The sequence below is a fragment of the Sphingomonas longa genome (genome assembly GCF_016892685.1).
Lineage (GTDB): Bacteria > Pseudomonadota > Alphaproteobacteria > Sphingomonadales > Sphingomonadaceae > Sphingomonas > Sphingomonas longa.
Window position 1 is genome coordinate 375,354 of record NZ_JAFEMC010000004.1, and the last position, 13,116, is coordinate 388,469.

The window sequence follows — 13,116 nt, forward strand, 5'->3', positions numbered from 1 at the left end:
GTTTCCACTACCGGTCTGACCGATTTCGGATGGCCACGTCGATTGATTAGAACTCGGCTTGCAGGTACTCGCATCCCGCTGGTGAGCGGCGTGGGCGGGCTGCCTGCCGAAACGCTGGCACGCTTGCAGAGTCTAGAGCAGCGCGCGCTCGAAGCTCTCGCCAGGATTGATCGCAAGCTTCAGGAAGCCTGAGATTTCGCAGCTTGCCGTAGCGGGCGAACCGTCGCCATCGAGGTACTCACACATCTCCGCGCATCATTTCTTCATGCTGTCGAGCCCGTTCGGCCATCTCCTCCCACCGCTCGGCAGATTGCAGGAGAAGCTGACGCGCCTTTGGCAGAGATTCTTGGGCTGCCGCAGCACGATCGGCATCGGCCATGTCTCGACAGGTCTGACTGGAGATCGCCATGATCGCCTTCTGGAATGCGGCTTTATGTCAGTGCGGTCGAGGCAGAGTGGAGGTCCGCTGTTCCTCCGCTTCGGCTATTGCCAAGGCCTTGGCGAGGTACGCCGCGGCGAGGATGGCGGCACAGGCGACACACCATGCGCGTCGCCAGCCGTCTGAGACGGTGGCTGTCGGAAAGGCCTCGCGGCGGATGCGCTCGGTGACCGCCACGAGCTCGTCTGGCCTAGGCGGACAAGCTTCTCGAACGCACCCCACCAGAACCGGGGCGAATACGCGACGCATCTCAGGCGACATTTGCGGCTGTCTCATCCCCACTGCCGCACCCGTCCCGTGTCGACATGGACAAAGCCGTCATGCGGGTAGTAGCCGACACCGCCGCCACGCAGCGAAATGGCAGCTTTGCGCAACTGGTGCAGCGCTACACCGGGTATGGCAATATCGCTCGCCTTGCCCAGCATGTGCTGGCTCTTGCTGGCAACGCTGTACGAGCGGGCGTGGAGTGCGCGGTTTGTCCGCGGGCACCGGTAGCCCGAGATCAGCCTGAGGTGCTTACGCGGCGATACATCGAGACGATCACGCAGCGAGACCAGCAAATCCAAAAGCCTTGGATCCATGCGACGCGCCTCGCCAGTTCGCCAGTCGCGCATGGCATGGTTCAGTTCTGCCAGTCCGTCCTCCCGGTAGCGGCCGCCCGAGAAGTAGCAGGCGTCGTATTGCTCACCGTTGTGCGGGTTCGAAAAGCCGATGCGCCGCTCGGGCGCGCGGGCGGACACGCGGGCTGACAGAGCCATCATTACGAGCGCAGCGGCACCCCCAAGCACCTGGCGTCGGCCGCAATCGTCCACAATCATTCCGTACTCCCACTTTCATTGTGTCGCCTCGGATCGGACGGTGGTGGCAGCACAGCCGCATCGATCGAGGCAACCAGCAGCGTGAACAGGTTCAGCCCCTGCCCATCCGTGACAACCAGGCTCCAGTTACCGCTCTCGGGGAACTGCTTCAGCTCCTTTAGCAGATCGCCCGCAAAGCGGTTCGCCACCAGACGAGCATCACCCAAGTTGGCGAGCTCGAGGCCGTTCCAGTCGGGCGCCATTGTGCCATCACGGACATGGAAAAAGTAGCGAGGCATGATGTGCCTCCTGTGGTGTTGGCGATGGTTCGCGCATGGATCCCGTGGCCGCACTGACGGTCGACCGGCGATAGCGGATCATTACCACCGACCATTTTCATGGCCGATAAACTCGGTCAAGAATGCTGTCTGATTTCGATGAGTTGCGACAGACTGAATGCTGACTAGGGTCAGCCGCAGCACCCGTTGATCCACCGCAAACGGCGTCGGCCGGGGGATCACATTAACGTCCGCCGTACCAAACGGGGAGGCATGCGCCGCTACCCCGCCGCTCACAGCGAGGGCTCACCTCACAGCTACGAAGCCCTCGGATCTGCCGACGACATTCTGCAACCGGCGAACCTGCTCCAACTCTGTTGTTACAGCCTCAAGGGTTGAGGCGCTGACGGTTTTCACGCTCAAACAGTACAACGTTTGTGGCGCGGCTGCGTAGAAGCTAAATCCAGCGATCGCCACAGACACCGCGGGCAGCGGGTAGAGCAGCGGGTGAATACCAACAGCCAGCATCGCAGGGACGGCCGTGCCAGCCCATCCGACACACTTCAAACTCGCTGGCTTAATCCGCTCTTCGACTTCTACAGAAACGATCTTGTCAAATCCGACCGATCTATCATCCAACCAGACAAACTTCCGGCCAACTCTGAGCGACACGACATTCTCCCGGCAGATGCTTACTAAGGTAGCCGTCGGTCGCACCTCAGCGCAAGGTCATAGGTCAAGGCCCGTGTCCTATTGCCACGCCTTGACCGCGGAGGTCGAGATTGCTCCTTGAGCCTGAGTACTCGCGTTTGCCGGTTACCAAACGACGCTTCCACTTCCCTTCTCGACGATCCGTACCGTGGCATCCGTTGGATCGACAGGGTCCATAACAAAAGCTCCGGCATCTCGCTGAGCTACCAGCCATGACACATGCGCCGAGGTAATACGCTGCCCGGGTACGAGCCGCGGCACTCCCGGAGGTGCCGGCGCAATCATCTCCGCTGCGATCTGGCCGGCGGCATCTTCGTATCGCACCATCTTTGCGGGCCCACTCATCGCATCCGGCCCCGCCATCACCATTTCGACTGACAACGTGCCGATGCCGGGCATCGCGGGGGCCTGCGGCAGGATCGACGGGTCAGCCGCCAGCTTGCGCGTCAGGTCCTTCAGCGCGCGGACGAGCTTGCGAAGATCGGATCGCGTTGTCCCTAATGACAGCACAACAAGGAGATGCCTGCCGTCCGACAGGCCCACACTGATCCGGTGGTGGGCGTAGAGCCAGTCGTCGATCGCGTAGCCGGAAACTCCGAGAGCCGACACGTCGATAAGGACTTTGGTTATATCCAGATCGCAATTCGTCGGAAGGTCATCACGAACGAAGAGGCGAAGAGGTTTAATCGTTGCGAGCTGCCCCCGTAGCCACACTGCCTCCGCGATGACGGCGGTCCACATCTGTTCGCCGTTTAGCGCATGATCACGCCGCGTGGCGTCAAGCGTCGCCAGGATGGGAACAGACGGGCTGGTCGTCTCGAACAGTTCGTACGCCATCCAGAGCCGCTGCCGGTCGATCAACTCGCCCTTGGCGACGATCACCGACGCCTGTGCCAAAGCTCCCATGGTCTTGTGGGCGCTGTATACGGCGACATCGGCACCCTTGGTTAGCGGATCGTCCGGTAGAGCTTCGCAGAAAGCGTACGCTCCGCCCCAAGCAGCATCAGCGATCAAGGGAATGCCGTGCTCGTGGCAGATGTCTGCCAACGCTGCGACGTCGCTGGTGACGCCGTAGTAGGTAGGGCTGACGAGGATGAAGGCCCTCGCATCCGGATGCTCTGCCAGCACAGCCCTCAGCGTGTCCGGCGTCACACCATGTTCGATGTCCCACTCCTCATCCACGTGGACCGGGACGACGATCGCGTTCAGCCCCGTCGCCAGTGCGTAGGTGCGTTCCGCCTTGTGAGCATTGGCCGCGATCAGGATCGTGTCACCAGGCGCTGCAACCGCCGCCATCACGGTATGCAGGCTCTGGGTAGAGCCGCCAGTCACGAAGCGGCAGAAGTCAGCGTTCCACGCCTCTGCGGCAATCTCGTGGGCCCGCTGCAGGGCCAGCTTGCCCTCGGTACGATCGTCGAGCCCTTTCGGTGTGAGCACATCCGCCTGAAAGACCCGTTTGCCCAGCAACGCCTTCATCCCTGACGGAATGGCTGCACCCTGATTATGACCGGGCGCGCCAAAGCCAATGACCGGCCTCTTCTCAATTGCGGCCAGAGCCTCTGCGAGTGGTGCGCTCTTCTGATCCATACCCTGCCCGTTTGTAGCCGAGCAGGTGAAACGATTTCACGCCCTGCCTATCCAGCGCCGCCGGTAACTCAGGTTAAATAGCACGCAATATCAGCATGATGCGCCACCAGGCGGATTTGTCCGCCGTCACCCGTCGTCATCTTGAAATCGGACGAGGCGATAGGCGACGACGTGCACGACGGTCCGATTCTGAATGGCCCGTCCATTTTTACACTCTCGCTAAAAGCGATAGGCTTAAGACATATATTGGAAGTAGTTAGCCATTTGATTTAGGTTAGTCATGAAATATCTAATGCATCTTGCAAACAGGGACGGGCTTTCCGAGGACGCCGAAGGTGTCGAACGAGCGGATATGGCCGATGCAGTTTCTTACGCGATTCAGCCGGCGCAGTGTATTATCTGCGACGACCTGCTCGGCGGCGCTATCGATCTCGATCAGGCGATCATCATCGTACCGCCCGGAGGAAAGAGCTACGTTTTGCATTTCACATCAGTGGTGAGCCGCATTTCTGCGAGCGGCTATGATCGGCCACCATTTGGAGCTTTGGATCAACATATACATCGATCATCTGCCTGGCACGTCCGTCAGCCAGTAACAGGAGCCGTTAGCCCTCCGGAAGAAGATTACATTGAACGATTGGCACGCTTTCGCGCCATCGCTGAGGGATCTAACAATCCTGCCGCTGCCAATGCCTGCATCGATCTCGCGCACAGTTCCGCATTCGGCATTTGAAAGCGGCTCCTATGCGTTATGCCCTCATGAGGGTGTGCATAGCGGCTGGTTTTCAGAGGGCCTGTTTCCTATTCGATGCTGCCGGTCGTGGTGAGACGAACTGCAGTGGAACTCTGCGTGTGATCCAGAGGACGATGAGCCTCTCTAACTCCCCATCGAAGGAGCGCAGATGATACTTAAACCAGAAGACATAGATCCTGCCAACGCCGCGATATGCCACGTGCTTAAAACAGTTATAGCTATCCTAAAGTCACTGGACGAGGTGATCGCAACTGACCATGTCAAAGCAGCCTTGCTCATCGTCGAGTGATATCCAGACAAGCAGTGACACGTACTTACTAGCTTTTATCTTATTACTTTCAGAATGTAACCTGAAATTGCCCATTTTTCGAAAGGACTTCCTTGCACTGCAGTTGCTGATCGATGCGTTGCACTTCATTGGTCAGGCTGAGCGAGCGGATTGTAATCAATCATGACCTCCGGCACTGATCCAGCAACAAGGATGGCCTGGTTCGCCCTGTCCTCGCACGCCTCGGCAATTTCGAGGCATGATCGTACGGCCTCCGGGTCGTCGATCATACCGGCCAGATTGCGGTACCGCCGCGCTCGCACGAGAAGCTCTGCATTCGTTTCCGACATCATATTAGCCTCCACGCACCCTGACGAACAATCGGGGCTACCCGACAATACTCTAACCTATGATAAGGTGCTGTATTTGCACATTAAGTTTACGAACACGCGTTTTCCTTCCAAGAGTGTAAATCTGACACGGCAGTCCAAAATTGTACCCTTTTAGCGTCAGGACGCTTAACCTAACTGAGTAAGATATAACGTATTTTCCCGCCCGCCCGCTCGCGGGGGGCGTTCCGTGAGCCGTGAGTGAGCTGCGAATGTTTGTTGATTGCCAGGGTTGCCCCTTGCGGGTGCTATCCTCGTTCCGACCATTGGCTGGGGATGAGCTGAAACAGGTCCGGTCGATGAAGATCGGCCAGGATACAGTGCTTGCACGAACGGATCTTTTAAAGGCTGGTGCCGAGAAGATCCCTGTCTATACAATTTTCAGCGGCTGGGCTTATCGCTACATCGATCTTCGCGAGAATTGCCGACAGATCCTCGACATACTGCTGCCAGGAGATCTGATCGGATTGCAGGCACCCTTCACTGGCAAAGTGCGCCACTCGGTCCGTACGCTGACAGATGTCAGCGTATGCAGCCTTGATCCATCAGGCTTTGAGGTCGTGCTTGCCGCGCATCCCGCTCTCTCTGAAGCGCTCATAGCGACGTTGCTGATGGAGGAGCATCGGGCCGACATGCGCTTGATGCTGCTGGGCAGACAGCGACCCACCGAACGGATGGGCTACCTCCTGCTCGAACTGCGCGACCGATTAAGCCGGCGGGGCACCGATGTTTCAGGAGGATTCCGGCTGCCGCTGACCTACCATCATTTTGCCGATCTACTCGGCATATCGCGCTCACAGGTCGCAAACAGCCTCACTGAACTACGCGATCGACGCTGGGCAACGATTACCGACAAATACGCAATTATCGACAATCACACCGCGATGGCTGGCGAATGCCAATATGATGGACTTCCACCCGCATCGCTTCGGGCCCTGATCTGACAGCGGCTCACATCTGCGCGCTGTGATGAAGGCCAATCAGACAAAGCGCGATCTCGGGTGGCTGAGGAGCGCGCCCTCGAAGACTGACAATCCACAAAGCGAGAAACCGTGATGTGTCATGCCCCGATGACTAATTTGAATATACTTCGCCAGCGTCTCGCTTATGCACTCCGCGATGCCGATCTGCTTGAACACCACGCAGTCGCGGCATTGATCAGCGGCGCGATGGACATGTTAGACACCGATGTTCCGCCCTCGAATAAAGTCCAGCACCAGCGTTGATGTTGATCGCTCGATTGGCATTCAGGTCCGCCAGGCGTGCTGGAAATAGCTGCCGCTTGGAGGTGCTGATGATCCATTCCGGCAGCCGTGTGCAAGTCGGTAGCGTTGTGCGCTGCTGGTTGACGCCTTGCTATGCTCGACGAACGACTGGATACTGATCGGCATGGTTCGGTCTAAACCGCGCAGTCCGCCTCAGCGTATCTTCCTGCTCGTCGCTCTGCTCGCGTGTGAGCCTGTGCATGCGGGGCAACTATCGGTGCCTGGTTCGGCCAGCAAATCCTCGGCTTCAGAGGCAGGAGACAAGCGGCTCGTCCTGCGCCTCGTCGCTGGCCGTGACTGGGCACCGCAAGGGATGGAGATCGTGAAGGGACTGGTCATCTTCGAGGCCCTTGTAAACAACAGGCCGGCGACGATCCTCCTGGACAACGGAACCGGACGCACGGTCGTAGACACGAGATTCGCCCAACGGGCAGGCATTCCCATCAGCCAGACTGCGGCGAAAGCCTTGACCGGTTCGGCCGAGATCGCGACCTTCAGGACTGGCCGCACTGTGCTTGACGTCCCAAACGCGTTCACCCTGACGAGCGAGCTGGCCTCGTTCGACTTACGCCAGATGTCGCAGGCGCTCGGACGGCAGATAGACGCTGTGCTCGGCAGCGACGCTGTTAACCTCATGGCCGTAATGCTGCAGCCCGATAAGAAGCAGGTCGCGTTCCTGCCGAGCGGGTCGATAAAGCTCGACGGACCGGATATCGCCCGCCTTCCCCTGCTGCCGGGCAACGTGGTCGAGGCCACTATCAACGGTCACAAGGTGAGGTTGCTCGTCGATTTCGGCTACTCGGGTGCGGTCCGGCTCAGCGACGCGGCTTGGAAGCAGGTCGCGGGAGGGTCAGAGAAAGGTACAGCCGTGCAGAACGGTATCACGGCCGACGGCACGGCGCTAAGATCCAGGGTGGCTACCGGAGCTCTGAGGATCGGCAGCATCTCTTCACAGACGGCGCCGATTGCCAGCGGCTACGTACCCGTAGGAGCAAGCGACGGTCTCCTCGGCAGCGGCTTCTTCCTTCAGGGAACCAGCGTCGTTGACGGCCCGGCAAGGCAGGTAATGCTGATCGTCCGGCAAACTAATCAGGGGCCACCCGCCCGCCCGGAGTGAACGCTGGCAGTCCAAAGGCTTGAGGCTGCTGTTCGATCGACTGTGGACGGCACGAAATCCGCATAAACTATGCCACTGCTCGCGGCGAAGAGGACCCACAAGTGGACATTCAGCCCGCCCTTCCCGCTCCCCAACTTCGGACGCTCGTTCATCGTCGCGAACGACCAGCTTGCCACCCTGGACATCCACTAACGAACGTCGTGATCTGCTGGGAAGCGGCCGCTCCGCTATTAGGAAAGCAGATGGCGTTAGCGGACGTCGTCAGGCGCTGCGGCCTTTCTCAAAAAAGGATGGGATGTTGAGCTTATCGTCGGGTCTGTGGTCAACGGTGTTCGATGACCCGGTGGGAAGGCGAAGCGGCGTGCGGCCAGGGCGATGAGGAAGGCGGCTACGGCCAGCGCGGCGACAGCGAGCGGCAGCAGCGTGGTCCCTCCCGTCGTGAGGAGCACCCCGCCAAGCGACCCACCGGCCGCAATCGCCAGGTTCCAAGCCGTTGTCACCATCGCCTGCGCCAGATCAACGCCATCACCGGCTGCGTCCGCCGACGCCGTCTGCATCATCGCCCCGGCACCACCGAAGCCAAGACCCCAGACAACGGCTGCTGCATAGACGGCAAGGCCCTGGCCGCCGATGAGCGACAGGAAAACGGCGACGGCGGCAAACGATCCGATCGCGAGCAATACCAGCATGCGCAGCATCCGATCGACTAGTCGCCCGACGATCCAGATGCCGACGAGCGAGCTGATGCCGAACGCCAGCAGGACGAGATCGACCCGCACGGACGCAGCGGTCGCGAACGGCGCGATGTAGGTGTAGAGGATGTTGTGGCCCGTCATCCAGGCAAGGATGACGAGCAGGATCGGTATGATACCCGGTGTCGCGACGACGCGGCGCAGAGAAGGACGATCGTCACCCGTCCGCCCGGGGGCATCGGGAACCTTGAAGATAATCCAGCCGATCAGCACGACACTCAGTGCCGAGAGGATCAGGAACGATCCGCGCCACCCAACCAAACCGCCCAGGAAGGTGCCTATGGGAACACCCAGTGACAGCGCCAGCGGCACGCCGACCATGGCGAGGGCCATTGCCGGGCCGGTCTGATCGGCACGCACGATGCTGCGCGCGTAACCCGCAAGGATTCCCCAGGCGAGACCCGCCGCGCACCCGGCGACGAACCGCGCGACCAGCACGACCGTGATCGATCCGGCCCAAGCGGTCAGCGTGTTGCCGACAACGAAGCAGATGATGGTGGTAAGTAGGACCGGTCTTCTTCGAAGCCCCTGGGTCAGGCTCGTGAGCGGGATCGCTGCCAGCAAGGACCCCAGCGCATAGACGGCAACGAGTTGTCCCGCGATCGCCTCGGAGATCTGCAGGCCGGATGCGATCTGCGGGAGTAGGCCAGCAGGAAGTGTTTCGGTCACAATGCACAGAAAGCCACTGGCGGCGAGACCAGCAAGGGCCGCGGTCGGGAGTTTGGAGCGTGGAGCTATGCTCGCTTCAACGCGGCGTTTGTTGGAGGATGGAGGCATAACTGTTTTTGTGCATCGTTGATACCACCTCTGCGCCGAGACGAACCTGAGGCATGGTCATTTCTATGAATGGTCGCTATACAAATATGACTGACACAGGCAAGCGGGTTGTGTAATGACCATTAACGAAAATAAGCGGCCACGGGGGCGGCCCCGGGGATTCGCGCTTGAAGCTGCGGTCGAAGCCGGGCAGCACCTGTTTCACGAGCATGGCTATGAAAACGTCAGCGTGGCGGCGCTGACCGAGGCGATCGGGATTACTCCGCCGAGCTTCTATGCAGCGTTCGGCAGCAAGGCCGCATTCTTCAAAGAGAGCCTAAGGCTCTACTCGGCCACCGTGGTGCCGCTGGACCGCTTCCTGATGCCGGGTGCAGCGCCGATGGCGGCGCTTGGCGACATGCTGCGAGCTGCGGCGCACGCTTATACCACTAGTTCGCAGCGGCGTGGTTGCCTGATCCTTGAACACGCAAAAGCAGGCATAACGGATTGGGGCATCGCAGCCAAACAAATTGCGGGAGAAAACCGCAGCAGGGTGGCGGAATTTCTGGACGATGCGGGAATTAAAGCTCCCGGACGTGTCGCAGATTACGTTGCTACGACAATGCTCGGCCTATCGGCTGCAGCGCGAGAGGGATGGGACGAGCCAAGACTGCTTGCCGTCGCCAACACGGCAGCCGAGGCTCTACTTTGTCGCTCAACCCTTGAGGAGTGAACAGGTTTCTGCTTGGGCGGGCTTTCCCAACTGGGGACCTGTTGACCCAAAATCGGCCATTCAGTGCAGTCGTAGCGCTTACTCGCAAGCGGTCGCTCGTTCATGTTCAATGACCCTTTTCTGAACAGGCAGACTTTCCCGGCCCCACCGCCTGCCGGCGCGGGCCTATGGGCCGATCTCCAGCGCCCGTCGGCCGATAAAAGCCGGGCCCGCGAAGCGACCGGGCTCGTTGAGCTTCTTACAACGACGAGGCGGAGACGGCATGAACACGATTGAGCGCGGCACTGGCCGCACGCTGCTTTTGATCCACGGCCTGGGCGGGAGTTGGCAATCGTGGAGTACCGTCTTGGACCCACTCAGCGCCTCGCGAAAGGTCATCGCGGTCGACCTTCCCGGCCATGGGGCTACCCTTGCCGAATCCGACAGCGGGACGTTCGATGGTCTGGTCGGCAGCGTCGAGCGTTACATCGCGGAGGCTGGCTTGTCCGGCGTCGATGTCGTCGGCAGTTCCATGGGTGCGCGGATCGTGCTTGAGCTCGCACGGCGCGGACTCGTCGGGAACGTCGTCGCGCTCGATCCGGGCGGCTTCTGGCGGGGCTGGGAGCGCACCTTCTTCAAAACCACCATCGGCGCCTCCGGTCGCTTACTGCGGGCCATCCGGCCAGGCCTGCCGGCGTTGAGCCGGAATGCAGCGTCGCGCACGGCGCTGCTCGCGCAGCTCTCCGCGCGTCCTTGGGCGCTTGACGGGGAGACCGTCGCGACCGAGCTGGAAGGTCTCAGTACAACGCCGACGTTCGATGCGCTGGTCCGGAGCCTTGCCACGGGACCTGAGCAGTCCGGTCCCGCCGCTGCCGGCACCGGCCGGGTCGTCATCGGGTGGGGCAGGCACGACCGGCTCTGCCTCCCCAGACAGGCTGCGCGCGCGCAGGCAGCCTTTCCCGGCGCCGAGCTCCACTGGTTTGATGGCAGCGGCCACTTTCCTATGTGGGACACGCCGGAGGAGACAGTCGCCGTCATTCTCGACGCGACGAGGTGATGCTCCACCCGCTTCACGGCTCGATTGCGCGATGATGGTAGCATCGACCCAATCCCGGCCATTCGCGACATATTTATCGCTTCCCAGCTGCGGTCATTCGTTCATCTCAATCTCTACTGCTCATCCGATTTTGAGGACGAACCGATGGCGATGCGGACTGTTCGAGCAGCCACTGAGGTCGCCCTAGGCGCCATCGTCTACGCATCTGTAGGATCAGAGGCCGAGTAGGCGCCGATACTCCGCCTCGGCGAACCCGTATGTGTCGCCAGCGAGCAGCAGCAGCCGCTCCCTGTCGCGCACGATCACGCGCCCGCGTACGGAGCGGACAGCCTCATCCTCTTCAAGCTTGTGGAGGGCGTCGGTGACGCTGCTGCGACGGACGCCGAGCATGAGCCTGAACTCCTCGTGCGTCATGCAGATGTCGTCCTCCCGCACACGATCGTGGTAGAGCAGGATCCAGCGTGCCATCCGCCGCTCGATCGAGTGCGCGAGGGACGAGACGATAGTCCTCGACATCTGGGTCATGACCACGTCGACGAAGCGGAGCAGGACGGTTCGAATCGCCGGACGTTCGGCCAGTATCTCGTTCAACGCCGCAGCCGACAGCCGCATCGCCGTGCCGTGTTCGGCCCTCATCACCACGTCATGCGACCAGCGCCCGTTGCCAAGCAACAACTGCCAACCGATGAACCCTTCGCTTCCGACCAGCGCGACCGCGTAGCGGCGGTCGCCCTCGAGCGAGTCGAGTATCGCAGCGATCCCGGTCAACGGGAAGCAGATGCTGTCGGCCGCATCGCCGGCGCGTGCGATCATGTCGCCGTTGCGAAACGGCACCAGTTCCAGATGTGGCGTGAGGGCGGCGCGGTCAGCGTCGTTCAAAAGACGCAGCAGCGCATTCGCCTCACAGAGCAGCGCGTTGGACCTGCGCGTCCCATCCACTATCGAAGCCATATCATCCATTCCGCCGCCCATACTGCCCAACCTCGCTGCCCAAACGCTTGGGTCTACTTTCGTACCGAAACGCTGAAGGTCGCCCAATGGTTGGGAAACGGATAGTTACAGGAGGAATATTTGCGCAGAACCATCTCCATGCTGATCGCCGCGTCGACCGCGATCGCGGGCGTTCCGGCTCTGGCCCAGTCAGCCCGCTCGATCACTGCACCTCCTCCGCCACCGCCTCCTGCGACATCAGTGCAGCCCCCGAAGGCCGCACCCGACATGCAGTCGGTCCTGGACGCGCTCGCGTCGCTCGGCGGCAAGCCGATCGAGACGCTCACGCCTGCGGAAGCCCGTATGCAGCCCTCGGCTGCGGACGGAGCCAAGGCGGCGATGCAGAAGAAAGGTATGTCGACCGCGCCTGATCCGTCGGTGACGACGCGGGACCTGCCTTACGGCAGCGACCCCAAGCAATTCGCGCGCATCTACAAGCCGGCCCGTGCGCCAGCCGGTGGCAAGCCGATGCCGGTCATCGTCTATTATCACGGCGGCGGCTGGGTGATCGCCGACGTCGATACCTACGATGCCGCGCCGCGTGCCATGGCCAAGGCGCTCAACGCGATCGTCGTCTCGGTCGAGTATCGTCACGCACCCGAGTTCAAGTTCCCGGCACAGCATGACGATGCGGCCGCTGCCTATCGCTGGACGCTGCAAAATGCGGCGAGCTGGGGCGGCGATCCCGCACAGATCGCCACGGTCGGCGAGAGCGCCGGCGGCAACCTTGCGGTCGCGACCGCGATCTACGCGCGCGACAACGGCCTGACGGTGCCGCGCCACATCGTCTCGGTCTATCCGATCGCGAACAGCAGTATGACGCTGCCTTCGCGGCGGGATTCGGCGAACGCCAAGCCGCTGAACACTGCCATGCTGCCGTGGTTCGGCTACTACTATCAGACGAGCAAGGCGGATGCGCAGGATCCGCGCCTGAACCTGGTCGCCGCCAACCTGCGTGGTCTGCCGCCGACGACGATCATCAACGCGCAGATCGATCCGCTACGCTCGGATGGAGAGACGCTGGCGGCCGCGATGCGGGCGGCCGGTGACAAGGTCGAGCAGAAGACCTTCCCGGGCGTGACCCATGAGTTCTTCGGCATGGCCAAGGTCGTGAACGGCGCCAAGCAGGCGAATGATCTCGCAGTCGCACGGCTGAAGACGGCGTTTGAAGCGCCAGCAACCCGCCGCTGAGCGTGACGGCGGCGGCGTCGAGCCGCCGCCTCCTTGCCGGAGAGGACCAATGA

General features: G+C 61.2%; 14 protein-coding genes. 6 read left to right on the forward strand and 8 right to left on the reverse strand.

Going from position 1 to position 13,116, the window contains the following annotated elements; genetic code table 11:
- Window positions 1-238 precede the first annotated feature (238 nt).
- From ILT43_RS15055 to ILT43_RS15075, 5 genes are all read right to left on the reverse strand, one after another.
- Window positions 239-409: a hypothetical protein gene (locus ILT43_RS15055; RefSeq protein ID WP_204199796.1), complete on the reverse strand. Its 171-nt coding sequence runs from the start codon at window positions 407-409 to the stop codon at window positions 239-241.
- 302 nt (window positions 410-711) lie between these two features.
- Entirely contained in the window at window positions 712-1,257 is a 546-nt protein-coding gene (gene mepK / locus ILT43_RS15060) for a peptidoglycan L,D-endopeptidase MepK (RefSeq protein WP_204199797.1), read from the reverse strand.
- A complete protein-coding gene (locus ILT43_RS15065; RefSeq protein ID WP_204199798.1) occupies window positions 1,254-1,535 on the reverse strand; it encodes a DUF6894 family protein in 282 nt (93 codons plus the stop codon). The genes mepK and ILT43_RS15065 overlap by 4 nt, the downstream gene beginning before the upstream one ends.
- A 285-nt stretch (window positions 1,536-1,820) precedes the next feature.
- Entirely contained in the window at window positions 1,821-2,186 is a 366-nt protein-coding gene (locus ILT43_RS15070; protein WP_204199799.1) for a hypothetical protein, read from the reverse strand.
- Window positions 2,187-2,330: 144 nt separating this feature from the next.
- On the reverse strand, window positions 2,331-3,812 hold the full coding sequence (locus ILT43_RS15075; RefSeq protein WP_204199800.1) for an aminotransferase class I/II-fold pyridoxal phosphate-dependent enzyme: 1,482 nt from the start codon (window positions 3,810-3,812) through the stop codon (window positions 2,331-2,333).
- Window positions 3,813-4,092: 280 nt separating this feature from the next.
- Here ILT43_RS15075 and ILT43_RS15080 point away from each other — a divergent pair, with 280 nt between their 5' ends.
- Window positions 4,093-4,545 (forward strand): DUF6894 family protein, encoded by a 453-nt coding sequence (locus ILT43_RS15080; RefSeq protein WP_204199801.1) that lies wholly within the window; start codon window positions 4,093-4,095, stop codon window positions 4,543-4,545.
- Window positions 4,546-4,980: 435 nt separating this feature from the next.
- On the opposite strand, the gene ILT43_RS15085 is transcribed toward ILT43_RS15080, so the two are convergent.
- A complete protein-coding gene (locus ILT43_RS15085; protein WP_204199802.1) occupies window positions 4,981-5,187 on the reverse strand; it encodes a hypothetical protein in 207 nt (68 codons plus the stop codon).
- A 335-nt stretch (window positions 5,188-5,522) separates the two neighbouring features.
- Between ILT43_RS15085 and ILT43_RS15090 the strand changes: the two genes are divergently transcribed.
- Window positions 5,523-6,167, forward strand: coding sequence for a Crp/Fnr family transcriptional regulator (locus ILT43_RS15090; RefSeq protein WP_204199803.1), 645 nt, complete (start codon window positions 5,523-5,525; stop codon window positions 6,165-6,167).
- A 643-nt stretch (window positions 6,168-6,810) separates the two neighbouring features.
- The gene (locus ILT43_RS15095) at window positions 6,811-7,605 is read left to right on the forward strand and encodes an aspartyl protease family protein (RefSeq protein ID WP_204199804.1); all 795 of its coding nucleotides are present in this window, start codon (window positions 6,811-6,813) and stop codon (window positions 7,603-7,605) included.
- Window positions 7,606-7,853: 248 nt separating this feature from the next.
- On the opposite strand, the gene ILT43_RS15100 is transcribed toward ILT43_RS15095, so the two are convergent.
- Window positions 7,854-9,134, reverse strand: coding sequence for an MFS transporter (locus ILT43_RS15100; protein ID WP_239474808.1), 1,281 nt, complete (start codon window positions 9,132-9,134; stop codon window positions 7,854-7,856).
- A 115-nt stretch (window positions 9,135-9,249) separates the two neighbouring features.
- Between ILT43_RS15100 and ILT43_RS15105 the strand changes: the two genes are divergently transcribed.
- Both ILT43_RS15105 and ILT43_RS15110 read left to right on the forward strand, forming a co-directional pair.
- A complete protein-coding gene (locus ILT43_RS15105; RefSeq protein WP_204199806.1) occupies window positions 9,250-9,846 on the forward strand; it encodes a TetR/AcrR family transcriptional regulator in 597 nt (198 codons plus the stop codon).
- A 262-nt stretch (window positions 9,847-10,108) separates the two neighbouring features.
- The gene (locus ILT43_RS15110; protein WP_056638197.1) at window positions 10,109-10,882 is read left to right on the forward strand and encodes an alpha/beta fold hydrolase; all 774 of its coding nucleotides are present in this window, start codon (window positions 10,109-10,111) and stop codon (window positions 10,880-10,882) included.
- Between the two features lie 213 nt (window positions 10,883-11,095).
- Here the strand turns inward: ILT43_RS15110 and ILT43_RS15115 are convergent, their stop codons facing one another.
- Window positions 11,096-11,842: a Crp/Fnr family transcriptional regulator gene (locus tag ILT43_RS15115; protein WP_204199807.1), complete on the reverse strand. Its 747-nt coding sequence runs from the start codon at window positions 11,840-11,842 to the stop codon at window positions 11,096-11,098.
- Between the two features lie 258 nt (window positions 11,843-12,100).
- Here ILT43_RS15115 and ILT43_RS15120 point away from each other — a divergent pair, with 258 nt between their 5' ends.
- Entirely contained in the window at window positions 12,101-13,063 is a 963-nt protein-coding gene (locus tag ILT43_RS15120) for an alpha/beta hydrolase (protein ID WP_204199808.1), read from the forward strand.
- The last annotated feature ends 53 nt before the right edge of the window (window positions 13,064-13,116 follow it).

Coding starts and splice junctions, on each gene's coding strand:
- ILT43_RS15110 (WP_056638197.1), top strand. CDS start 10,109: ATGAACACGATTGAGCGCGGCACTGGCCGCACGCTGCTTTTGATCCAC.
- ILT43_RS15120 (WP_204199808.1), top strand. CDS start 12,101: ATGCAGTCGGTCCTGGACGCGCTCGCGTCGCTCGGCGGCAAGCCGATC.
- ILT43_RS15085 (WP_204199802.1), bottom strand. CDS start 5,187: ATGATGTCGGAAACGAATGCAGAGCTTCTCGTGCGAGCGCGGCGGTAC.
- ILT43_RS15090 (WP_204199803.1), top strand. CDS start 5,523: ATGAAGATCGGCCAGGATACAGTGCTTGCACGAACGGATCTTTTAAAG.
- ILT43_RS15065 (WP_204199798.1), bottom strand. CDS start 1,535: ATGCCTCGCTACTTTTTCCATGTCCGTGATGGCACAATGGCGCCCGAC.
- mepK (WP_204199797.1), bottom strand. CDS start 1,257: ATGATTGTGGACGATTGCGGCCGACGCCAGGTGCTTGGGGGTGCCGCT.
- ILT43_RS15105 (WP_204199806.1), top strand. CDS start 9,250: ATGACCATTAACGAAAATAAGCGGCCACGGGGGCGGCCCCGGGGATTC.
- ILT43_RS15055 (WP_204199796.1), bottom strand. CDS start 409: ATGGCGATCTCCAGTCAGACCTGTCGAGACATGGCCGATGCCGATCGT.
- ILT43_RS15100 (WP_239474808.1), bottom strand. CDS start 9,134: ATGCCTCCATCCTCCAACAAACGCCGCGTTGAAGCGAGCATAGCTCCA.
- ILT43_RS15080 (WP_204199801.1), top strand. CDS start 4,093: ATGAAATATCTAATGCATCTTGCAAACAGGGACGGGCTTTCCGAGGAC.
- ILT43_RS15075 (WP_204199800.1), bottom strand. CDS start 3,812: ATGGATCAGAAGAGCGCACCACTCGCAGAGGCTCTGGCCGCAATTGAG.
- ILT43_RS15115 (WP_204199807.1), bottom strand. CDS start 11,842: ATGGATGATATGGCTTCGATAGTGGATGGGACGCGCAGGTCCAACGCG.